This is a genomic window from Ulvibacterium marinum (assembly GCF_003626755.1).
In the GTDB taxonomy this organism is placed as follows: Bacteria; Bacteroidota; Bacteroidia; order Flavobacteriales; family Flavobacteriaceae; genus Ulvibacterium; species Ulvibacterium marinum.
This window is the reverse complement of record NZ_RBCJ01000002.1, coordinates 86,968-109,802: the sequence shown is the minus strand read 5'-3', so window position 1 is coordinate 109,802 and position 22,835 is coordinate 86,968. Positions and strand designations below refer to the sequence as shown.

The following is a 22,835-nucleotide window of genomic DNA, read 5'->3' as shown; positions in this document are numbered from 1 at the left end:
TAGTATATTTAGGATTCGACCAAAGACCCAAAAAATGTCCAGCAACAAGACCGTACCCACCAATGTCCCCGTACAGGAGTTTCTGGATCGATTGGAAGACGGGAATAAAAGAAAAGATAGTTACGTACTCTTGAATCTGATGGAGAAAATCTCGGACGAACCTCCTGTTATGTGGGGTCCCAGTATTATTGGTTTTGGAAGCTACCACTATAAGTACGATTCCGGAAGGGAAGGTGATATGCTCCGTATCGGTTTTTCTCCTCGCAAGCAAAACTTTTCATTGTACGTCGGTGCAGGTGCTAAACGTAATCAAGGCTTTCTGACCAAGTTAGGCAAATACAAGATGGGCAAGTCTTGTCTTTATATCAAAAGATTGTCGGACGTGGACATGAACACCCTTGAAGCATTGATTCGCTCAACCTATGAACATTACAAAAAGAAATACAATAGCTAATTCAATCTTATGAAGACCCGAACATCACTTTTAATTCTTCTTTTCCTTGGGGTTATTGCCCATGGACAAAAATTGACCTCCAACAAAAAGGCCATTATCGCATCGGTTGAAAAGCACAGGGCGGAATTGATAAAAATAAGCGACTCCATTTGGGCCCTGGCCGAGACCGCATTTGAGGAAGATGATTCCTCACGAATTCTAGCGGATTATGCGGAGAAAAATGGTTTTAACGTGGAAAGGGGAGTCGCCGGTATGCCAACTGCTTTTGTGGCCACGTATGGTTCCGGAAATCCTGTTATTAGTGTTTTGGGTGAGTTTGATGCCTTACCGGGAATCTCCCAAAAGGCCCAACCGACCAAGGAACCCTTACATAAAGGTGCCGCGGGACACGGATGCGGACATAATCTATTTGGAGCGGCAAGCCTTGGTTCGGCCATTGCGGTAAAGGAACTTATGGAGCAAGGGAAGATCAAGGGCACGATTAAATTTTTTGGAACACCTTCCGAGGAGAAGTTCTTTGGAAAAATATGGATGGTCAGGGATGGGCTATGGGATGGTGTGGATGTTAATTTAAGCTGGCATCCTTCAGCGGTAACAGAAGCCGATGTTCAAAGTTCCTTGGCCTTGGTCGATTTTAAGGTTGAATTTTTTGGTCAGGCTGCCCACGCCTCCAGTGATCCTTGGAATGGGCGCAGTGCCTCAGATGCCCTAGAACTCTATACAACGGGAATAAATTACTACCGCGAACATATAAAACCTACGGTACGTATCCACTACCATATCCAAGATGGTGGCCAAGTGGTGAATGTTGTTCCAGATTACTCCAAACTTTGGGTACGGGTACGCGATACCAAGAGGAAGGGAATGCTGCCCGTATATGAACAGGTACAAAAAATGGCGGAAGGTGCTGCCATTATGGCCAATGTAGATTATAAAATTTCACTTATTTCAGGAATTTATGAAGTTTTGGTCAATAGGGCCGGTGGTGAGATTATGCAAAAAAACCTAGAACTTTTGGATCCTTTAACCTATACCGAAGATGAAATTGCTTTTGGAAAAAAAATTCAGGAGGCTACGAACAAACCTCAGGTGGGGATGGATAGTGCTCTAAAGCCTTTTGCAGAGACCAAGGAACATCCGGGAGGAGGTTCCACGGATGTTGGTGATGTAAGCTGGAATGTTCCCAATATCAATCTAAAAGTGACAGTGGCCCCAAAGGACACGCCGTGGCATTCGTGGGCAGTAGTGGCCTGTGGAGGTATGACCATAGGCCATAAGGGAATGGTTCATGCGACCAAGGCATTGGGCATGACCGCAGTGGACCTTTTTGAAAATCCAAAATTGGTAGAAAAGGTGAAAGCCGAATTCAAACAGCGTAAGGGTAGCGAAGTATACAAACCTATGATACCCGAAGGACCCCCGCCGATAGGAACAAAATAATTTGAGATCATAAAATAATGGACGATTTACAATTAATAGACAATTCGGAAGCCAAACAATATGAAATTCATGTTGATGGGCTTGTTCCTAGGATAGAATACATTAAGGCCAAGGATAAAATTTATCTAACGCATACCGAAGTTCCAAGAGGTTTGGAGGGCAAGGGAATAGGTACTTCCTTGGTAAAGGCGGTTTTGGAGGACATCGAAAAAAAGGACTTGACTTTAGTTCCCATGTGCCCGTTTGTGGCCATGTATATTAAACGTCATCCCGAATGGAAAAAATTGGTTTTAAAAGGAATTAACATTGCGTAATCATGGCTGAACGAGAAATTGTAAAGAAGTACTCCAACGGAGAGTTAACTGTGGTCTGGAAACCAAAACTATGTATACACTCGGCAATTTGCGTAAATATGTTGCCCAATGTGTACAATCCTAAAGAGAAGCCATGGATCAAAGCTGAAAATGCTAGTACGGCAGAATTAAAAACACAGATTTCCAAATGCCCTTCTGGAGCGCTGAGCTATGAAATGGACGAAGAAAATATCCAGGAAAACATGGAGACCACATCCCAGATGCAAATACAGGTTTCCCCTAATGGTCCTCTATTGGTTCAAGGGAATCTATCCGTCACTTTAGCAGATGGGAGTATTGAAGAAAAAAAACGTACAACGGCGTTTTGTAGGTGCGGGGGATCGGCCAACAAGCCGTATTGCGACGGTACACATTCAAAAAATGATTTTAAGGATTAAAACAGATGTTCGGACTATTTAAGAAGAAATCGGAAGTAGAAAAACTACAGAAAAAATATCAAAGATTAATGAAGGAAGCTTTCGACCTTTCCAAAAGTAATCGCTCTGCGAGTGATACCAAATATGCGGAAGCGGATGAAGTACAAAAGAAAATAGAGGCCTTAACCGCTTCTTCTTAAACGCGATATGACGGAAAAAGAAAAAATGCTCTCTGGACAAAACTATGATTCCAGAGATTCTGAATTGATCGCCCAATATCATAGGGCGAGGAAGCTTTTTCAAGAATATAACCGTTTGGAATCTGAAGAAACCAATCGACGCAGTGAATTGCTCGGCCAGCTTTTCAAGTACAAAGGGAGCGGTGTGTGGATAGAAGCCCCCTTTTTTTGTGATTATGGGGAACACATATCCATTGGCGAAAATACCTTCATCAATGCCAACTGCTCTTTCCTGGATAACAATACGATTACCATCGGTAAAAATGGTCTTATTGGACCTTATGTCCAAATTTATACGGCTCTTCACCCATTAAAGGCCTCAGAAAGGATTATTGAAAACAAAGAAAAAGGAACGTCCTATTTAACGGCAACACTTCCAGTTGTTATTGGGGATAGTGTTTGGATCGGGGGAAATTCGGTACTAATGCCTGGGGTATCCATTGGAGATAATACAACCATTGGAGCGGGTTCCGTTGTCACCAAAAATATTCCGGAAAATGTACTTGCCTTCGGCAATCCATGTAAAGTCATACGAGAACTATAAACCCACCATTTTCCATTATCTTTAGGATTCTGTTAAACCGGTATATTTAAGAACAATGAAGCTTTTCAATTTTCCATTAATCGTGTTCCCTTTATTTATGTATTCCCAATCAGGACAAATCCAATCAACACTTGAGATATTTGACATCGAAACAAACGAAAGAAAAATAGTGCTCCAGGAGCAAGCACATTTTGAGGCCCCCAATTGGAGTTTGGACGGAAGTTATTTTATTATCAACCAAAATGGCTTGTTATACAAAGTAGCCGTTAATGGCAGCAAGAAGGAATTACTACCGACCGGAAATCTTAAAAATTGTAACAACGACCATGGTATTTCTTTTGATGGAAAATTCCTCGCTATAAGCAATAATGATAAAATTGAAGGGGCTACTTCAGGTACCTCGCGCATATATACCATGCCCATTTCCGGAGACACCCCAAAATTGATCACTCCGGATTATCCGTCGTATTGGCATGGCTGGTCCCCGGACGGTAAAACCTTGGTCTATACGGCAAAACGAAATGATAACTTCGACATTTTTAGTATTTCCTCCGATGGAGGAGAAGAAAAAAGACTGACGGATTCCCCGGGATTGGATGATGGGCCGGAATATTCCCCTAACGGTCAATTTATTTATTATAATTCCATGCAATCCGGAAAAATGGAGATATGGCGGATGAAAGCCGATGGTAGTATTCCCCAGCAACTAACGGATGATTCCTATTCCAACTGGTTTGCCCATCCTTCCCCAAATGGAAGATATTTTGTTTTTATTTCATATCTGGAAGACCAAGGGGATAAACATCCACCCATGAAAAAGGTGGCCTTACGCCTTTATGATTTGGACAATGGCGACATAAGAACCTTATGTGAATTTACCGGTGGCCAAGGGACCATTAATGTACCCTCATGGGCACCGGATAATAAACGATTCGCATTTGTTTCATATGAGGAAATAGGGAATTGATATCGCGAGTAAAACTATGCGCGGAAAATTTGTTCAAAATGGGTGCCTGAGCCTGTCGAAGGCACGTATCACTCATAAATTAGGACAATGAAAGGCTATGCCTATATTTTGGAATGTTCCGATGGGAGTTATTATACCGGAAGTACTAAAGACCTTGAACTCCGAATACGGCAACACCAAAATGGAAAGGGAGCAAATCATACCAAAAAAAGATTACCAATAAATCTTGTATATGTGGAAATCTTTAATAGAATTGATGAAGCCTTTCAACGTGAAAAACAAATTCAAGGTTGGAGCAGAAAAAAGAAAGAAGCGTTAATAGATGGTAAACATAACCGGCTACCAAGGTTATCTAGAAACTATACCCAATATGGGGTGCCTTCGACAAGCTCAGGCACCAAAATTCCAATAACCCCAAGTATTAAAATCTCGACAAAAAAAGCCTAGCCCTAACAGAATAGACTATCAAACATCTTAAAAGGCAATTATTATAACTATACATAATACCTCAAAACACAAATAGACAAAAATCCAAAAACTGTGATTCATGAAAAGTCCCGTTAAAAATAGTTTCCCCTTGGGTTTTCCCTGGCAGACCCAAGATCCATTTTTGTTCTGCGTGTATCATTTGGACCATTATCCCAAGGGAAAGGAAGACATGTCCCCGGCAGCCACTTTGGAAGGTAGGAATTTGGGGAACGACTTTACCGTAAAAGACGGTTGGCGCATGTATCATGGGCAAACTATTCCTGGATTTCCCTCTCACCCCCATAGAGGTTTTGAAACCATTACCATAGTGAACAAAGGGTATTGTGACCATTCCGATTCATTAGGTGCTGCCGGTCGTTTTGGTCAAGGGGATGTGCAGTGGATGACCGCTGGCAGAGGTGTACAACACTCGGAAATGTTTCCCTTGTTGCAGACGGAAAAGGAAAACCCCTTGGAGCTTTTTCAGATTTGGCTAAACCTGCCCAAAGCAAGCAAATTTGTGGATCCCCATTTTAAAATGCTATGGCATGAGGACATTCCAACTATTGAGTTTGAAGGAGGTACGGTAAAAATAGTTGCTGGCCTTTATGAGGATGTTACGGCACCAAAACCTGCTCCGGATTCATGGGCGGCAAATGCTGAAAACGAAGTTGCTATTTGGAACATCCATTTAAATGCCAATACCTCCTTTAGCATCCCAAAAACAGATACTCCCATAAACAGAACCTTATATTTTTATGAAGGTTCGGAGCTCAAGATAGGTGATAATGTGATTCAGCGAAATTTTGGAATAGCGTTGGACGCTTCTCATGATACAACTATCCGAAACGGAAGAAAAGATGCATCGCTATTGATGTTGCAGGGCAAACCGTTGGACGAGCCTGTTGTTCAATATGGACCTTTTGTCATGAATACCGAAGAAGAAATTCAAAAAGCGATGCAAGAATATCGTATCACACAGTTCGGAGGTTGGCCATGGCCCTATCCCGATAACGTGCACCCAAAGGAAAAGGGAAGGTTTGCCCAATATCCCGATGGGTCTTTAGTAGAAAAATAATCAATCCATAAAGTTCCTGATTGGGCGCAAGAACTAAACTCGTACTATTTTAGCTCCGATAGCTCTAAGTCTTGTGTCAATATCCTCATACCCCCTATCAATCTGTTCAATATTATGAATGGTAGAGGTGCCCTTTGCCGATAATGCCGCGATCAATAAGGAAACACCTGCCCTTATATCCGGGGAAACCATGGTAGTGGCCTTTAAGGTAGATTTAAAATCATGACCAATGACCGTAGCTCTATGGGGATCACAAAGAATAATTTTAGCTCCCATATCTATGAGTTTATCCACAAAGAACAAACGGCTTTCGAACATCTTTTGATGTATAAGCACCTCTCCCCTGGCCTGGGTGGAAACTACAAGAATTATACTCAATAAATCAGGGGTAAGCCCTGGCCAAGGAGCATCGGCAATGGTTAGGATAGAGCCGTCTATAAAGTTCTGTATTTTATATCCATCCTTATGTTTCGGAATAAGAATGTCATCGTTCTTGCGTTCCATTTGGATACCCAGTTTTCCAAAAACAGAGGGAATAAGGCCTAAGTCCTTCCAACTGACATTCTTTATGGTCAATTCACTTTTGGTCATGGCAGCAAGACCGATCCAGCTACCGATCTCTATCATATCAGGAAGCATAGTGTGTTCGGTACCCACCAGTTGATCTACCCCCTGGATGGTCAACATATTGGATCCAATTCCGGAAATCTTGGCCCCCATACGATTCAACATTTTACAAAGTTGTTGTAGATAAGGTTCGCATGCGGCATTGTATATGGTAGTCTCGCCTTCGGCAAGAACGGCGGCCATTACAATATTGGCCGTTCCGGTTACGGAAGCCTCGTCCAAGAGCATATAGGTGCCTTTTAGCTTTTTGGCCTCTACACCATAAAAGTGTTCTTCCTTATTGTATCGGAATTTGGCGCCCAGGTTAATGAAGCCCTCGAAATGGGTATCCAACCTACGTCGACCTATCTTATCGCCTCCCGGTTTGGGAATATATCCCTTCCCAAAACGAGCCAACAATGGTCCCACTAGCATTATAGATCCCCGTAGTCCCCTACCGTCCTTTTTAAAATCGTCCGACTGCAGATAATCCAAATTCACATCATCTGCCTTAAAGGTATATGAACCTTTCCCCTTCTTTTGGATCTTTACGCCCAAATCCTCCAATAATAATATCAACTTGTTGACATCTACGATATCCGGAATATTGTGGATGGTAACTTTTTCCGGTGTCAAAAGAACGGCACACAGAATTTGGAGGGCCTCGTTCTTGGCCCCTTGGGGCGTGATCTCACCGGAGAGTTGGTGGCCGCCTTCAATTTTAAATGTTCCCATGTAGGATTAGGAATGTTAGTATCGCTTTTTACCGCGATTGTTTCTTTGGTTTTTCTTATTGGAACCGCTTCGCCCTGTTTTGGAGATTCTATTTTTGAGGAATTGCCCACTTTCAGTAAGGTTCTCGTCCACCAAGTTTATCTGGCCGTCGCTCAGTTCGTGCAGGTGTTTGAATATTACCTTATCGTCTACCGTATCCTTGTTCCAATTTAAGTAGCACTTTTTCATGTGGTTGGCAATTGCATATTCCAGACCGTCCCGCATATCGCCTTTTTCCCATTTTACGGCCACATCGATCATTCTTTTGATGTTATTGCCATAAAAACGGTATTTAGGGTGATTTTGGGGATACTCCAACGGTTCTGGCCTTTGTTGCAATACCTCTTTGGAAGTAATGGGAAAAGGTGACTCTACATCGAGTTTAAAGTCGGACATGATAAACAACTGATCCCAGAGTTTATGTTGAAAATCCGGGACATCCCTTAAGTGTGGCTGCAAATTTCCCATAACACTTATGATGGCCTTGGCCACTCGGTTTCTTTCGGAATCATCGGCAATGGAAACAGCATGGTCCACCATCTTTTGGAAATGACGGCCATATTCCGGTATGATCAACTTGGGACGTTCCGTGTTGTATTCTAAATTCTCTACTTGATTCAAATTAAAAGTTTTAGCTTAAAAATTAATTAGGAGTAGTTCTACGGGTATCTTTGCAAAGTAACAAAAATATCCCCAATACTCACCTTAAAGGGAAATTACGCCCTCCACGTCACCAACTTCCTTATATTTTTGGATAACCTCATCCGGATTTTTCCGGTTTACGGTTATGGATATACTGGTATATTTTCCCTTTTTTGATTTCTTGGATTCAATTACTGCCCCGGTGTTGTCAAAAATACCATGTATCCTATTTATCTTCTCGGTATCGGTAGGGACTATAAATTTATACAAGTAGTTGGAGGGCCAGCTAGTGCTTTCTTGAAGCTGTTCCCTTAGACGACTGTAAAACTCATCTGATTTCTCGGTATTCATAAAGATGTTTTTGCAAAGATAATGCTTCGTCAACAGATTTCTTAACCTAACGTCTATTGATTACTTTTGTAACTATCATATACATAACTATTGAATCCAAAAAAAATTGTAATTACCGGTGGGCCAAGTACCGGAAAGACCTCGGTAATCCAAAGCTTGGAAAAAATGGGGCTCACCTGTCTCCATGAAGTAATCAGAAACATGACCCTCGAGGAAAAGGAACAAGCCGGACTGGAGTCCTTCACCATAAATCCTATCGTTTCCGTGCAAGATCCTATCCAATTTAATACAAAATTGCTACAGCAGCGAATTGCTCAACATCAATCCGTTGAGGGGATGGATCAGAATATCGTTTTTTTTGATAGAGGTATTCCGGACGTACTGGCCTATATGGACTGCTTTGGACAGAAATATGACGATACCTTCACAAAGGCCTGCCAGACGTTTCGTTATGACATGGTATTGATGATGCCCCCCTGGCCCGAAATCCATATGGTGGACAACGCACGATTTGAGAGCTATGAGGAATCCCTACGTATACATAAATGCTTAACGAGCACTTACGAACATTTTGGGTATGATCTTTATATTGTCCCCAAGGTTCCGGTGGAAGAAAGAAAGAACCATGTATTGAATCTGCTAAATCTTGGGTAATGGAAAGTCCAAGTGAACTTCTAGAACAGTATTGGGGGTTTTCAGAATTCAGGGGTTCCCAAAAAAATATCATTGAAGGTGTCCTAAATGACGAGGATGTACTTGCGCTTTTGCCCACAGGTGGAGGAAAATCCATATGTTTTCAGGTGCCCGCCTTGGCCAGGGAAGGCATCTGTATCGTTGTTTCCCCACTGATAGCATTAATGAAAAATCAGGTTGATAGTCTTAAAAAAAAGGGCATCAAGGCTATGGCACTTACTGGAGGAATCCAATTTGAGGAGGTAAGCAACCTACTGGATAACTGTATTTACGGCAATTACAAATTCCTATATCTCTCCCCAGAACGCTTAAAACAGGAAATGGTACTCGAAAGGATACAGCGGATGAACGTAAACCTAATTGCTATAGACGAGGCCCATTGCATCTCACAATGGGGACACGATTTTAGACCGGCTTATCTTGAATGCTCAAAGTTAAGGGAGCTACATCCTAATGTGCCATTTTTGGCGCTTACTGCCACTGCAACGGAAAAGGTAGCTCTGGATATCATTGAAAATTTACAGTTCAAAAGACATTCGGTATTTAAGGACTCGTTTGCCAGGAACAATATTGCCTTTACCGTAATTTGGGAAGAGGATAAACTTTACAGGCTCAAACAGCTTTGTTCCAAAGCAAAAAACAGCAGTATCGTCTATGTCCGCACCCGACGCCTAACAGAGGAATTATCCAATTATTTGAATGCGAATGCTATTAGCGCCACCTTTTTTCATGGTGGGATTTCCAATGCGGAAAAGGAGAGGAAACTGAATTTATGGCTTACTAACCACGTGAAAACAATCGTTGCCACCAATGCCTTTGGGATGGGCATAGACAAACCGGATGTAGAACTCGTTGTACATTACCAAATTCCGGATTGCTTGGAGAACTATTTCCAAGAAGCTGGTAGAGCGGGCAGGGATGGCAAAACGGCAAAAGCTGTTCTTATTACCAATAAAACAGATGAAAAACAAGCAAGGAATCAGTTTTTAAGTGTCTTGCCGGATGTATCATTCTTAAAAAAAGTATATAACCGACTCAACAACTACCTTCAAATACCTTATGGTGGTGGAAGCAACGAAGCCTATCCATTGAACTTCAATACATTTTGCGCTGCATATCAGTTGAATACCAGGCTTACCTATAACGCGTTCCGTATCCTGGATTTAAACTCTGTAATATCCCTCTCCGAATCCTTTTTTAAGACAAGTACCATCCGTTTTTTGGCAAGCAAACAGCAAATTTTTGAATATCTGGAGAAAAATCGCGCCCTGGCAGATATTGTCCAAACACTATTAAGGACCTATGGCGGAGTTTTCGATTTCGATACAAAAATAAATACTAATCTTGTATCCAAAAAAACAGGACAAAACGAAGAAAATGTCATCCAAATATTGAGTCGATTGGAAAAGGATGGCATTATTGTATACAATGCCGTCAATCAAGACCTGAACGTATTATTTCTTGTACCCAGGGAGGATGATATCACTATAAACGTATTTGCCAAAAATGTAGAGGAACAAAATAGGATTAAGCAAGAAAATATGGAGCATATGCTCCGCTATGTCAACACGGATTCCACATGTAGAAACAAACAACTTTTGGCTTATTTCGGAGAAAAGGGTACAAAAGAATGTGGTATATGTGATGTTTGTCTAAAGAGAGTTTTTAAAAATACCGAAAGTCTGGAATCGCTTCCCAAAAAAATATTGACCTTATTAAGGGAAAAAGAAAGAACATCCAGGCAATTGATAGAAGTGTTGGCGTATGAAGAGGATAGCATCCTAAAAGCCATCGCTAATCTTTTGGAAGATGGAGAAATACGGATAAATACCAAAAACGAATACGAACTGATGTAACATGGGGAAATTACGAATTATCTTTATGGGAACCCCTGATTTTGCAGTAGCCTCACTGTCTAAATTGGTGGAAAGCGGCTATGCCATTGTGGGTGTAATTACCGCTCCAGATCGGCCCGCTGGCCGTGGTCGAAAACTTCAGGAATCGGCAGTAAAAAAGTATGCCATACAGCAAAATATCAAAATTTTACAACCTACCAATCTGAAGAGCCCATCCTTTTTAAACGAATTAAGGTCATTGAATGCCAATCTACAGGTGGTAGTCGCTTTTCGGATGCTCCCGAACGCCGTATGGAATATGCCTCAATATGGCACTTTTAACCTACACGCTTCCTTATTGCCACAATATAGGGGGGCGGCACCTATTAATTGGGCCATTATCAATGGGGAGACGGAAACCGGGGTCACTACCTTTTTTTTGGACGAAAAAATAGATACGGGTGAAATAATACTTCAAGAGAGAGTGGCCATCGAAGAAACAGATACGGCAGGGACGCTTCATGACAAATTGATGCTTTTAGGTGCGGATCTGGTATTGAGGACCATCCAACAGATTGAAGACGGTTCTATAAAAAGAAACAAACAAAGTAACTCCCAAAATCTAAAAAAAGCCCCCAAAATACACAAGGAAACCTGTCGTATCAATTGGAATAGCCCTATTCAGGAAATCCATGACCATATCCGCGGGTTAAGCCCCTACCCAGCGGCATGGACCATGCTAATCAATGACACCGAAACCGTATTGGTAAAGATTTACGCCGTTGCGATGGAAAGGAAAGATCATTCCCATAAAAATGGCCAGATCCTATTTGACAAAAAGGAAATTCGTGTTGCTGTTTCGGATGGCTTCATTCAACTTTTGGAAATGCAATTATCTGGGAAACGAAAAATGAGGTCCCAAGAAATCTTAAACGGCCTTAAATTGTCCAAATCGGCCCATATGGCGTAAGGCCCCGCCGTTATTGGGCTGCGAGAAACGTAAAAATCGCCCTACTTTATCAACAAACGCCCCGAGTTATCAACAAAAACGGGGATTTCCCTCCATTTTACTTGTGTTCATGGCAAATCCATATAAATTTGTTGTTAGGTATTAAAATTATTTTAACAACAATTAATTTAATTACATTATGAACAAAACAGAATTAATCGACGCTATGGCAGCGGATGCTGGCATCACTAAGGCAGCGGCAAAAAAGGCATTGGAATCTTTCTTGGGAAATGTAGAGGGATCTCTTAAAAGTGGAAACCGAGTTTCTCTAGTTGGTTTCGGATCTTGGTCCGTATCTAGAAGAAATGCAAGGGAAGGAAGAAATCCTTCTACCGGTAAAACTATCCAAATTGCAGCTAAAAATGTTGTTAAGTTTAAGGCAGGTGCCGATTTAGGCAACGCGGTAAACTAGTTTATACCATTGTACAATATATCAAGGCATCCTTTACCAAGAGGTTTAGGATGCCTTTTTGTATCCTAGCTTTTGGTATTTATGGGAATTGTCTTATTTTAGATTGACAACTATATAAACTATGGTAGGTCTAAAACCTAAAAAAGGTAAGCTTCTTATTGCGGAGCCCTCATTAACAGGGGATGTTTCGTTCAATCGTTCAGTTGTGCTCCTAGCGGAACATAATGAGGAAGGTTCTGTAGGGTTCATTTTGAACAAACCTTTAGAATACCACATTAATGACTTGGTCACCGAAATTAGTATTCCTTTCCAGGTGTATAATGGAGGCCCTGTAGAGCAGGACAACCTGTACTTCATCCACAAGGTCCCTCATTTAATCGATAATAGCATAGAAATCTCGGACGGTATTTATTGGGGAGGTGACTTTGAAAAGACCATAAGCCTTATTAACCAAAAGGTTATTTCGGAAAACGATATCCGATTCTTCTTAGGTTATTCTGGTTGGTCTTCCCTTCAATTGGACCAAGAACTGTCTTCAAAATCTTGGATCGTGGTCAAGAACAAATATGAAAGTGCCATTATCCAAAAATCCTCGGTAGCCTTTTGGAAGGAGAAAATGATCGAATTAGGTGGTAATTACCTGCTTTGGTCCAACGCCCCAGAAAATCCAAGTCTTAACTAGACGAACCTATTGCACCCAATCGTATCATTGCGTTCAACTTACCCACCAAATCCCTAGCTACTTTTACATCGTACTCCTTTTTTCTGTATTTGGTAACGGACAGTATGCCTGAAATAGAATTGGTAATAAACAGCTCATCGGCTTTTTGAAGCTCAAATGGGGATATCGATACCTCTTCCAATGTATAACTGTTTAAGTTACCGATGATTTCCAAAAGCTTTTTTCGGATTATCCCATTGAGACAACCATCACTTAAAGGTGGTGTCTTAATTGAAGAGCCCTTTACTAGAAAAATGTTCCCGTTCAAGGCCTCAACGACCATTTTGTTCTGATTGAGCAACAAGCAATTGTCGTAGCGGTTCTCTTTGGCATAAATACTACCGACCACATTTATAAGCCTATTGTTGGTTTTTAGGGTAGAAAGTAGACCCGCATTCACATAAAAATCCTTAAAAAGTTCTACTTCAATCGGCTTTTCTTCCAGAACATAAAAGGGATTGACCAACTCCTTGCTCTCTATGATATAGGAAACTTCATTGCTGTGTGGTAAATATAGGCCTCCATCATTCCTAAAAACGGTGAAACGAATTCTAACCGGGGAGTTTTTAATAGATGTATTGGCATTGACCGTTTTCAATATTTCGGATTCCAGGAATTCCATGGTAAATTCCATAGGTATCTCCATACGTAATATCCGCATTGAGGCCATAAGTCGAAGGTAATGGTCCTCCCATAACAACACTTGGCCGCTGACATATCTAATAGCTTCAAACAGGGAGTCGCCATACCGGAGTCCCCTATTTTCATGATTTAAAAAGAACGCATTTTCGGGGAAAAGTGTACCGTTAAAATTGATCATAAAAAAACCTTGAAAAATCAAGGTCAAATATAGAGTTAAATATAAAAAGTCGTTATTTGGATCCCAAAACGTGCTTTAAATCGGAGACTTGATTTTCCCAAAGCATTTTTGCTTCATCCACTTCGTCTTCCTCTGCGAAATCCGTAATAAAAAGTGAGACATCCTTGGTTATCTCATCTACGATAATCTTCATTTCAAAATAGGAATCATCTTCATTTTCCTCCCAGGCAAATTTTACGAATTCATCGCTTTTGCGCTTTAACAATCTAGCCTCTTCCTCGGAACCGTCCCAAATAAAACTGAACATTTCCCCACGGGAATTCACATTATCCGCAAACCATTCCGAAAGTCCGGAAGGTGTGGACAAGTACTGATACAGCAATTGTGGAGAGGACTGTATTACAAATTCAAGTTCAAATTTTATTTTATCATCCATTACGATGTTTTTTCTTCGGGCAATATATAGATTTCCAAATGATAAAAAAATAAAACCGATGGAATAATTTAAAGTATGGGTGTTGATAGGCACGAAATTAAGCTTTATATTTGCAGCCGTTTTAATCCAAATGGCGAGGTAGCTCAGGCGGTTAGAGCGCAGGATTCATAACCCTGAGGTCGGGAGTTCAAGTCTCCCTCTCGCTACAAAGAAAACCCAAGATCTTATCTTAGTCTTGGGTTTTTTCATTTCTGTACAACATTAAATTGCAATTTAATTCCCTAAATCAACTCGTCCCTTAAAACGTTTGTGGTCGTTGAGGAAGTGGTCCGTGCATCGCACTTCCGGCCCTCGCTCACTAGTACTGTGCCTTATTCGGATAGGTCTCAATATCGCTTTAAAATCTTAAAACCCTTACTAAGTCATTATTACAACCTTGCATAGCACCGATTTTTCAGCTTACCCGTGCTAAGCGATAGAGGGCCATCATTTGTCATGGTGACGGAGCACTAATGGCCTCAACATATCGGCCGGCCCAATATGGTAGAAGATAAATATAGGGCGCATACTCCCGGTTTCCATTACTGCCTCCGTCATTTCTATAGGCCCCATTGTGTTTGTGCAGAACGCGTTCATCGCCCGGCAACACCTCAGTGTAAGTCTGACTTCTAAAATTCGGGGCTATCTTGATCAAATCCTTCCGATGACTATTATCAATTTTCCAATCGATCAAATCCATAGGGAATTCACGTAGCCACCAGGCCGAAGCACCACTATCAATGGGATTCCCCCCAGTAAGGGCAAAAAGATAGTTCCACAACGGGTTTTTCTCGGACCTTTCAATTTCCCAATGACTCTTTACCGTTTCAAAATGCTTCGTTTTCTGTTCTTCCGAAAAAGAATAGTTAACAAACCCCGGGATGGTTAAAAAGTACATCTCATCATCGGAATGGTTCCACTTATCACTTAAATCTTCCCCTTCCACATAACCGATTACAGTGGCGGAACGATTGGCGTTCTCATCATAGCCGTGTTTTTTCATCAATTTATGAGCAGCTTTTCGGTATTTCTCATCTTTGGTAAAATGGTAGGCCGTTTGTAAGAATGAAAGTATAAGGGTCGAATTTAGTCGTCTATCACCAACGTTGATAGGGAAGCTATTTACGTATTTGGGGTTCCACCGGCCCCATGCGGTAGGCTGGCCGTTCCAATCTACCAAATACCAATTATTATCCATAATATGATCCATTTGGATCTTGATCTGATGTACTGCCCGATCCCTCCATTCTTGATCTGGGGCCAGTTCTGCAAAGAGGGCATAGGCAAAAAAATGTCCACAGGATTCATCGCTACTAGTGGTTGATTTCCATCGCCACTTTTTGTCATCCGCCAACTGCCAGACCCTTCCATGTTCCTCTACATGTTTTTTATACCATTCTTCCGAAAATCCATTGGCATGGAGCCCTACCTCATAGCCATCGCGTTCATATGATCGCGCCGGAAAACCATGCATGGGTGTAATATCCGTTAAACGTTCCATAGCTTCAAAAGCCTCATAGGCATTGTGCTTGGCATCCTCCTCTTTGGTTACGGCATACCGAAAAAGCTCCCCCGCCAAATACATGGACGTCCAAAGACCATCGTTATCGGTATCGTGATAATAGCCCGTAGCAAGATCTCCGGGGGTCTTTAAGGATAAATTGGCCGTTAGACCATAGCGAATATGGCGTAAACGCTGAATTTCTTGAAAATAATCGGCCTTTTCAGAGAGGGTCATTTCCACAAAGTTGATCTGTGACAGTCCTTCTTTGGTAAGCACCAACACACTATTGTCCGGGCCCTGAGCAATATCGACTACATAATCGTCCACCAACCATCGTTTTGATGCGTAATAGTCATATTTGCCGTCATCTCGGAGTTTAAATGCGCCTTTTGTAGATCCGAACCACAATTCATCATTAATGGTCTTGACCACCGTAATTTCTGTCCAGGGCAATTTCTGATCTGTTTCATTTTTGCTAAAAGACTCCCCGGATAATTGGACTACCCCATTTCCTGTACCCACAATAAGGTTACCCTTATACATTGTCATTGATGTTAGATCGGATCCCTCGTATAGCTTTCTAAGTTCCAGGTCCGCCATGGTAACCCTATATACGCCATGGGTCCCTTGTATTAGAAACGCATTGCTTTTTTCGTCAAAAAGAATGGTTTTGGGATTTACCCCATTGTATTGTTTGTTCCAAACACGCTTTCCATTCTGAAACAGCTTTACTTCATCGGCGGAGGCGACCAAGGTCATAAAATTCGGGCCCATGGCGAAAAGAGCCGGCTTATCTAAACCGTGTTCCACCTCATACTTTCCTCCCCAGGCGTTGCTCAGGATGGATTTGTCCGTCAAATAGATAAACTGCCCATCATAAACCTCCAAGGCCTTAATTTTCATATCGGACAAGGGACGGTAATGCAGATCTGGTAATAATGTATTGTCGTAGGCATTTAAAAGCCCTTTGGAGGAAACCAGCTTTATTGCTTTATTTCTATCGCTGCGTACTTGCCAAAGTGATGCGTCGCTAACCACCCCTCCCAACTCGTACTTTTCGGCAAAATCCTGGATGTAAGGCTTATCCATATATTGCTGGGCGTTTAAAGTAAGGGATACTACTAAGTAACTAATCAGTGTTAATTCTCTCATGTTTTTATCATTTAATTTCTGGGCCCACTTAACCTTAAGTCAAGCAAAAAGTTTAAATAAGACCTTGTAAAATTAGTGCTTTACCCCACCTGCCGTTTCATTATTATTGGTTAAAACATATTATATATTAACCTTCCTCTTGGTCAATACCATTTAATGAAGCAAAGGGTACGCTTCGTATTTTTTTTATATGAAACCCACCGTATCGCTATTCCGAGTATTAAAATCCGGAAAAATCACGGATATTATGGTTTTTAATTCAGGATGAAAGCCCACATACTATGGTTAACTTTCCATGTAGATACATCAAAAATCATGAAGTAGTACACCACTGTGATGCCTATATTTATTCCTACCCTCTTGGAGACTGTTTAAAAAGATAATCCAATATTATGAAACGGACAAAACCCTTATTCCTTGGCATGCTATGTCTCATCTTAGCTTGCAATCAAAAGAATAAGGCACCCGAGACCGTACAGCAGATTTCACCAAAGTTTGAAAGATTACCCTATAACAATCCGGACCTGGTCGTAGATCTTGGGGTAGGCCTTTGGGCATCTCCACTTCCCATGGATTATGACGAGGACGGGGATTTGGATCTTTTGGTATCTTGCAACGATGTCCCCTTTAACGGCATCTTTTTTTTCGAAAATACAAGTAGCGAGGCATTCCCCGTGTTCGAGCCTCCGGTAAAGGTAAGCGACCCGATCAAACACATTCAAGTTTCTTATGTGAACGGCAATCCCCGGTTTTTAAGACCTGGAGAGGAGCTACAAGATTTTAAATCGTCCTTTACTAAAAAGGTAAAGGCACTTTTCCCAAGTGAAGCTTTTTCCAAATTGCACAACAAAATTCGCTTCAATCAATGGAAATATGTTGACTTTGAAAATGACGGGGATCTGGATATTGTAGTGGGCATTCAAGATGGCGAGGATTATGGCTGGGACAATGCTTTTGATGACCAAGGAAATTGGACCAATGGCCCGCTGCACGGTTTTGTTTATCTCATTGAAAATGTAAATGGCGCCTATGAATTAAAGCATAAAATTCTTGCGGGAGGCAAACCTATTGATGTGTATGGCGCACCTTCCCCGAATTTTGACGATTATGACAATGACGGCGACCTGGACATCATCTGCGGGGAATTCCTGGACAAGTTCACCTATTTCGAAAATATAGGCACACGTAATGCCCCTGAGTATGCGAAAGGAAAATACCTGAAAAACCGAGAAGGTATCCTTACCATGGATTTGGAAATGATCTTGCCCGTTTCCTTGGATTGGGACAAGGACGGAGATATAGATCTGGTGGTCGGTGATGAGGATGGGAGGGTCGCCTTTATAGAAAACACGGGGAAAGTACAAACGGGAATGCCCGTTTTTGAAAACCCGAAGTATTTTAAACAGAGGGCAGAGCATGTTAAATTCGGGGCCTTGGTCACTCCCTTTAGTACGGATTGGGATGAGGATGGTGATGAGGACCTTATTTGTGGAAATTCCGCGGGTCATCTCGCCTTTATTGAAAACTTGGATGGAGGAGATACCCCCAAATGGGATGCACCAAAGCTTTTGGAGAGCGAAGGTAAGGTCATACGAATCCAAGCAGGCGAAAATGGTTCTATTCAGGGGCCATGTGAGGCCAAATGGGGATATACCACCTTATCCGTTGAAGATTGGGACCATGATGGCCTTAAGGATATCATCGTAAATTCCATTTGGGGAAAGGTAGTTTGGTTCAAAAATATAGGTTCTAAAGGAAAACCAGAACTTGGTAAAGAGCAACCTATCCAGGTAAAATGGAAGGATAGCACTCCCAAGCCCGAATGGTTTTGGTGGAACCCCGAACCCAACACCTTGGCCACCCAATGGCGAACCACCCCTACCGCAATCGATTGGAACAAAGATGGTCTTATGGATCTTATCATGCTGGACCAAGAAGGCTACCTAAGTTATTACGAGCGCTATAAAAATGAAGCAGGAACACTCTTTCTAAGACCTGGGAAACGTATTTTTCATACCACAAATGGCACTTATGACCGAAAAAATATTCTCGTAGATAGCTTAAATGGCCCATTGCGGCTCAACGAGCGGAAGTACGGCTCCAGCGGACGAAGGAAGCTTGCCTTTGGCGATTGGGACACCGATGGGGACATGGATATCGTCATCAATGGAATAAATGCCGTTCTTCTCGAAAATGTTGGGCAAACCCCTAATAAAGTCGACTTTAAATTTAAAGGTGATTTCTCCAGTTTGAAGTTGGCCGGTCATTCCACTAGCCCTACGCTTGTGAATTGGAATACCGATGGAAAACCAGACTTACTTTTAGGGGCCGAAGATGGATATTTCTATTATTGGAAGAATGAGTAAACATATAATCCGATGAGGGCTCCCAAAAATTGGGAGCCCTTTAGTTTCTAATGGAAGTCTTTTGTTTTAAAACTAAAAAGAGTTTAAATCACTACAAATTAAAAATCAAAAGATGAAAAACCTCCTGAAAGTCTATTTAAAAAGCAATTCATGGATAGCTCTGCTGTTTTTGAGTCTATCTTCTTTTGGACAAAATCAAAGATTTGATGGCTTAATCGATGATTTTATAAAAGACCCGGAGCATATTATGGTTGCTGCCCATAGGGCAATGCATCCAAAACATCCCGAAAACTCATTAGCAGCCGTTCGGGAAAACATAGATCTTGGAGTCGATATTCTAGAAATCGATGTAAGAGGAAGCAAAGATGGCAAATTGGTTCTTATGCATGATGAAACTATAGATAGAACTACAAACGGTAAAGGAAAAGTAAGTGACTTGGATTTTTCAATTTTGAAAGATGTTAATCTGATTCATAACGAAGAAATTACTGTAGAGCACATACCGACTTTCGAAGCGTTGTTAGAAATCGCCAAAGGTAAAATCATGATTGATGTAGATTTTAAACAAGATGACCCAACGGCTCTAAAAAAAGCATATACCTTGATTAAAAAGCACCATATGGAAGAACAGATTCTTTTTTACATCTACGACAATTATCAGTTAATTCCACTATTGCGTGATTTGAATCCAAAAATAAAAATAATGCCTAGGGCCTATTCCCGAAAGGATGTTAGAAAGATTCTTAAAATTGGAGGTATTAAAGTCATTCATATCGATGAGAGCTTTTATAAAAACAGGATTATGCAGAAAATTAGGAGCTCAGGAGCTAGGATCTGGTCCAATGCCTTAGGAAAATACGATCAAATGGAAAGACTTAAAAAGGATTCCGGATTCAGTCAGCTGCGTGAAAAAAAATACATTAATGTGATACAGACCGACCTTCCCGAAGAGCTACTTCATTTTCTTAGAGAAAACCAAACACATCCTTAGACAAGGTTCTTGGACCTATTTGAAAGGTTATTTCCGCTTCTCTGGTACTACTCCGATTTGATAAAATTCTTCTTTAATCGAATAGGACTTTTGGGTACTTTGTTTATTAACTTCTTTTTACCATTCTTCTTTATAAGTTCAAAAGCATCGTAAAGTGTACCTATAGGAGTATATGCACCATATTCGATACTGTCTTCCGTAACTGTTATAATCTGGAACAACTGGGTAAATTCCCCTCGTCTTACCATCCACTCCCTATCCTGGGATTCATACATTTTAGGCCCGCTGACGGAAACGGCGTAGATGGTACCGGCATCGTCCACTACCGTTAGGCCCTTGCCTTCGTTCTTTACATACCCCCGGGCATAGGTATGGTCGTGCCCTTGTAGGACCAAATCAACACCATATTTGTCAATCAGGGGTTTCAAGGCTTGCCTAAGCCTTTTGTTGTCCCTGCCTTTAGCCGTTGAATAAATGGGATAATGCATGGTAATAGCGGTCCATTTTTTGGTATTTGAACGTAAAACGGAATCCAGCCATTTTACTTGGGATTTCCGTGCTTGTTTACTCTCATCGAAGCCCTCCGCATCAATGGAGATCAGTTTCATATTCTGATAGTCTATGGCATAACAAGTTTCCTTCAATTCTTCAATGGGTCCGTTTTCCGGTAATGTAAATTGGGGTCTCCAGAGGGAAGAGAGTACCCCGTCCCTGTATTCATGGTTTCCGGGTGTCATCATACTGGGGACTGTAGCATGAATAAAGCTGCCGGCATAAAACCACTCGCCCCATTCCAAATTGGCATCCCTATCGTTGATCAAATCCCCGGCATGCAGCATAAAGTCCACCTCCGGAAATTGGCGGTACGAATTTCGAATGACCCGTGACCACAGTGATTTCACATTGTTTTGGGCATCACCAAAATAGATGAAGCTAAAAGGTTCTTCCGCAGTTTCGGCAAAAGCCGTTGTATATTGGAACCACTCGCTCCAATATCCATTGCCTTCCCCCCCATTTCCGACCCGGTATATATAAGTGGTTCCCGGTTCAAGGTTGCCTATAACGGCCGAGTGGTAGGTGGCCTTGACCAAAGGTTCCTTTCTATTTTGATTTTCGAATTTTTGGGAAACCGCTTTTATCCTACGGACATTCCCCAGTAAAAATTCAGGGCCGTCCGTAGCCTTTGCCACCTCTACCACCCCATTCCCTATTTGTTGATCGGTTCTCCAGTTGACCGCAAAACTATGTGCCGGATCCACGGTGAGATTGGCTATTATCCGGTCTGGTGTATGGGATGGAAAAATAAGCTTATGTTCGGATAAATCATCATAGTCCATATAATGGCTATGTGCATGACCGTCGTGATAATGTTGTTTCTCTTGTGCATTCAGGAATAGGTTTAGCATCAGCGCCAATACCAAAATCTGGAATCTCTTTGTCTTGTTCATTATTCGATTATTTTCTTTCAAAACTAGGTTACACTATATCTTAGGCCAAGGCCAATTTTCCAATATCATACTGCCGTTGATCTATGGTTAAAATCTTAGTCGCTACAAACTCACGCGACAACCCGACGCCGCACTTTCATGCATTTTTTCGATTACGGACAGGTTATACACTGCATCTTCCAAGGGTATGCCTGTTTCCTCGTTTTCCAAAATGGCCAAGGAAAAAGCATCGGCTTGAAGGGTATATTGATTACAGGGTTCAAATTCCAGTTCCGTAGTTACTTCCTTCCGGGTAAACCAAATCTTAGATGGTCTGTCATTGGGCGGATTGAACGGCAGCTCAAACCTAATACTCCCTTCTGTACCAAAAATTTGAACCTGTTGGTTTTCGACCAACTGTGTGGCACAAAAGAAGGAAGAACTACCGCCTTCAAACTCAAGAATTCCCGAAGCCAATATATCCACTTTGAATTCAGGGTGATATTCTATATTCGCCAAAACACGCTTAGGTTCACTACCAAATAAGAATCGTGAAATAGAAATGGAATAACACCCAATATCCATTAAACTACCTCCCCCGAACGGTTTAATATTTACAATGCTGTCAGGGTCATCCTCAAAAAAGGAAAATGAGGATTGTATTGTTTTCAACTCTCCAATTTCCTCCGCATCCACCATTTGTTTTACCTTGATCCACTGCGGATGAAACTTGTACATAAAGGCCTCCGCCACTTTAAGTCCCGGGTATTGCATGGCCATCGCCAATAGCTCATTGCCCTCTTTACTGCTTAGGGCAATTGGCTTTTCTATCAATACATGTTTCCCTGCAATCAAAGCCTTTTTGGCCCATTCTACATGCAGGTGGTTGGGCAACGGAATGTAAACCGCCTCAATCTCCGGATCATTCAATAACGCTTGATACCCCTCGTAATATTTGGGGATATGGAATTCCTTTGCTATCCGTTCCGCCTTCTCCCCATCCCTTGAAGCAATACCCATCACAGTACAATGGTTGCTTTTCTGCATTGCGGGAATTACCTGTTCCTTTGCAATGGTGGCAGTCCCTAATATTCCCCATTGTATTTTATCCCGCATCAATTATTTTTACTATCGATT

The 22,835-nt window shown here is 41.6% G+C and carries 24 protein-coding genes and 1 tRNA gene; 17 read left to right on the top strand and 8 right to left on the bottom strand.

Translation table 11 applies throughout. The features are described from left to right. The first annotated feature begins 34 nt into the window (after nt 1-34). From D7Z94_RS07675 to D7Z94_RS07635, 9 genes are all read left to right on the top strand, one after another. Nucleotides 35-454 carry a DUF1801 domain-containing protein gene (locus tag D7Z94_RS07675; RefSeq protein ID WP_120710991.1) on the top strand — a complete coding sequence of 140 codons (420 nt, stop codon included), beginning with the start codon at nt 35-37 and terminating at the stop codon, nt 452-454. Nucleotides 455-463: 9 nt separating this feature from the next. Then, complete coding sequence (locus D7Z94_RS07670) at nt 464-1,894, top strand: amidohydrolase (protein WP_120710990.1); 1,431 nt, start codon at nt 464-466, stop codon at nt 1,892-1,894. A gap of 17 nt (nt 1,895-1,911) precedes the next feature. Further along, the gene (locus tag D7Z94_RS07665) at nt 1,912-2,208 is read left to right on the top strand and encodes a GNAT family N-acetyltransferase (protein ID WP_120710989.1); all 297 of its coding nucleotides are present in this window, start codon (nt 1,912-1,914) and stop codon (nt 2,206-2,208) included. A gap of 2 nt (nt 2,209-2,210) precedes the next feature. Further along, the gene (locus tag D7Z94_RS07660; RefSeq protein WP_120710988.1) at nt 2,211-2,645 is read left to right on the top strand and encodes a (4Fe-4S)-binding protein; all 435 of its coding nucleotides are present in this window, start codon (nt 2,211-2,213) and stop codon (nt 2,643-2,645) included. Between the two features lie 5 nt (nt 2,646-2,650). After that, nucleotides 2,651-2,824: a Lacal_2735 family protein gene (locus tag D7Z94_RS07655; RefSeq protein ID WP_120710987.1), complete on the top strand. Its 174-nt coding sequence runs from the start codon at nt 2,651-2,653 to the stop codon at nt 2,822-2,824. 7 nt (nt 2,825-2,831) lie between these two features. Further along, nucleotides 2,832-3,407 carry a sugar O-acetyltransferase gene (locus tag D7Z94_RS07650; protein ID WP_120710986.1) on the top strand — a complete coding sequence of 192 codons (576 nt, stop codon included), beginning with the start codon at nt 2,832-2,834 and terminating at the stop codon, nt 3,405-3,407. A 55-nt stretch (nt 3,408-3,462) separates the two neighbouring features. Next, a complete protein-coding gene (locus D7Z94_RS07645) occupies nt 3,463-4,374 on the top strand; it encodes a TolB family protein (protein WP_120710985.1) in 912 nt (303 codons plus the stop codon). Nucleotides 4,375-4,461: 87 nt separating this feature from the next. After that, nucleotides 4,462-4,821, top strand: coding sequence for a GIY-YIG nuclease family protein (locus tag D7Z94_RS07640; RefSeq protein WP_120710984.1), 360 nt, complete (start codon nt 4,462-4,464; stop codon nt 4,819-4,821). 100 nt (nt 4,822-4,921) lie between these two features. After that, nucleotides 4,922-5,920 (top strand): pirin family protein, encoded by a 999-nt coding sequence (locus D7Z94_RS07635; protein ID WP_120710983.1) that lies wholly within the window; start codon nt 4,922-4,924, stop codon nt 5,918-5,920. 33 nt (nt 5,921-5,953) lie between these two features. On the opposite strand, the gene murA is transcribed toward D7Z94_RS07635, so the two are convergent. The 3 genes from murA to D7Z94_RS07620 all read right to left on the bottom strand — a co-directional run bounded on the left by murA (nt 5,954) and on the right by D7Z94_RS07620 (nt 8,293). After that, nucleotides 5,954-7,261, bottom strand: a complete 1,308-nt coding sequence (gene murA / locus D7Z94_RS07630) for a UDP-N-acetylglucosamine 1-carboxyvinyltransferase (RefSeq protein ID WP_120710982.1) — start codon at nt 7,259-7,261, stop codon at nt 5,954-5,956. A gap of 15 nt (nt 7,262-7,276) precedes the next feature. Beyond that, the gene (locus D7Z94_RS07625; RefSeq protein WP_120710981.1) at nt 7,277-7,921 is read right to left on the bottom strand and encodes a DUF4290 domain-containing protein; all 645 of its coding nucleotides are present in this window, start codon (nt 7,919-7,921) and stop codon (nt 7,277-7,279) included. Nucleotides 7,922-8,005: 84 nt separating this feature from the next. After that, a complete protein-coding gene (locus D7Z94_RS07620; RefSeq protein ID WP_120710980.1) occupies nt 8,006-8,293 on the bottom strand; it encodes a DUF493 family protein in 288 nt (95 codons plus the stop codon). 90 nt (nt 8,294-8,383) lie between these two features. Between D7Z94_RS07620 and D7Z94_RS07615 the strand changes: the two genes are divergently transcribed. From D7Z94_RS07615 to D7Z94_RS07595, 5 genes are all read left to right on the top strand, one after another. Further along, nucleotides 8,384-8,947 (top strand): AAA family ATPase, encoded by a 564-nt coding sequence (locus D7Z94_RS07615; RefSeq protein WP_120710979.1) that lies wholly within the window; start codon nt 8,384-8,386, stop codon nt 8,945-8,947. Further along, nucleotides 8,947-10,842, top strand: a complete 1,896-nt coding sequence (locus tag D7Z94_RS07610; RefSeq protein WP_120710978.1) for a RecQ family ATP-dependent DNA helicase — start codon at nt 8,947-8,949, stop codon at nt 10,840-10,842. Before D7Z94_RS07615 ends, D7Z94_RS07610 begins: the two co-directional genes overlap by 1 nt. 1 nt (nt 10,843) lies before the next feature. Next, nucleotides 10,844-11,791 (top strand): methionyl-tRNA formyltransferase, encoded by a 948-nt coding sequence (fmt, locus tag D7Z94_RS07605; RefSeq protein ID WP_120710977.1) that lies wholly within the window; start codon nt 10,844-10,846, stop codon nt 11,789-11,791. Nucleotides 11,792-11,969: 178 nt separating this feature from the next. Next, nucleotides 11,970-12,242, top strand: coding sequence for an HU family DNA-binding protein (locus tag D7Z94_RS07600; RefSeq protein WP_120710976.1), 273 nt, complete (start codon nt 11,970-11,972; stop codon nt 12,240-12,242). A 121-nt stretch (nt 12,243-12,363) separates the two neighbouring features. Further along, nucleotides 12,364-12,924 carry a YqgE/AlgH family protein gene (locus tag D7Z94_RS07595; RefSeq protein ID WP_120710975.1) on the top strand — a complete coding sequence of 187 codons (561 nt, stop codon included), beginning with the start codon at nt 12,364-12,366 and terminating at the stop codon, nt 12,922-12,924. Here D7Z94_RS07595 and D7Z94_RS07590 read toward each other — a convergent pair. Together D7Z94_RS07590 and D7Z94_RS07585 are read right to left on the bottom strand one after the other, a co-directional pair. Then, nucleotides 12,917-13,783: an aminotransferase class IV gene (locus D7Z94_RS07590; RefSeq protein WP_120711977.1), complete on the bottom strand. Its 867-nt coding sequence runs from the start codon at nt 13,781-13,783 to the stop codon at nt 12,917-12,919. The two genes, D7Z94_RS07595 and D7Z94_RS07590, sit on opposite strands and share 8 nt — an antisense overlap. 52 nt (nt 13,784-13,835) lie before the next feature. Further along, entirely contained in the window at nt 13,836-14,219 is a 384-nt protein-coding gene (locus tag D7Z94_RS07585) for an START-like domain-containing protein (RefSeq protein WP_120711976.1), read from the bottom strand. Nucleotides 14,220-14,351: 132 nt separating this feature from the next. On the opposite strand from D7Z94_RS07585, the gene D7Z94_RS07580 reads away from it, so the two are divergent. Then, nucleotides 14,352-14,425: transfer RNA gene (locus D7Z94_RS07580), tRNA-Met, on the top strand. Between the two features lie 287 nt (nt 14,426-14,712). Here D7Z94_RS07580 and D7Z94_RS07575 read toward each other — a convergent pair. Further along, the gene (locus D7Z94_RS07575) at nt 14,713-16,914 is read right to left on the bottom strand and encodes a hypothetical protein (RefSeq protein WP_147415849.1); all 2,202 of its coding nucleotides are present in this window, start codon (nt 16,912-16,914) and stop codon (nt 14,713-14,715) included. 392 nt (nt 16,915-17,306) lie between these two features. Here D7Z94_RS07575 and D7Z94_RS07570 point away from each other — a divergent pair, with 392 nt between their 5' ends. Next, nucleotides 17,307-19,280, top strand: coding sequence for an FG-GAP-like repeat-containing protein (locus tag D7Z94_RS07570; RefSeq protein ID WP_120710973.1), 1,974 nt, complete (start codon nt 17,307-17,309; stop codon nt 19,278-19,280). Between the two features lie 112 nt (nt 19,281-19,392). Continuing rightward, nucleotides 19,393-20,271 (top strand): glycerophosphodiester phosphodiesterase family protein, encoded by an 879-nt coding sequence (locus D7Z94_RS07565; RefSeq protein ID WP_120710972.1) that lies wholly within the window; start codon nt 19,393-19,395, stop codon nt 20,269-20,271. A gap of 47 nt (nt 20,272-20,318) precedes the next feature. Here D7Z94_RS07565 and D7Z94_RS07560 read toward each other — a convergent pair whose 3' ends face one another. Then, a complete protein-coding gene (locus D7Z94_RS07560) occupies nt 20,319-21,719 on the bottom strand; it encodes a purple acid phosphatase family protein (RefSeq protein ID WP_120710971.1) in 1,401 nt (466 codons plus the stop codon). A gap of 102 nt (nt 21,720-21,821) precedes the next feature. Continuing rightward, a complete protein-coding gene (locus D7Z94_RS07555; RefSeq protein WP_120710970.1) occupies nt 21,822-22,814 on the bottom strand; it encodes a Gfo/Idh/MocA family protein in 993 nt (330 codons plus the stop codon). Nucleotides 22,815-22,835 lie beyond the last annotated feature (21 nt).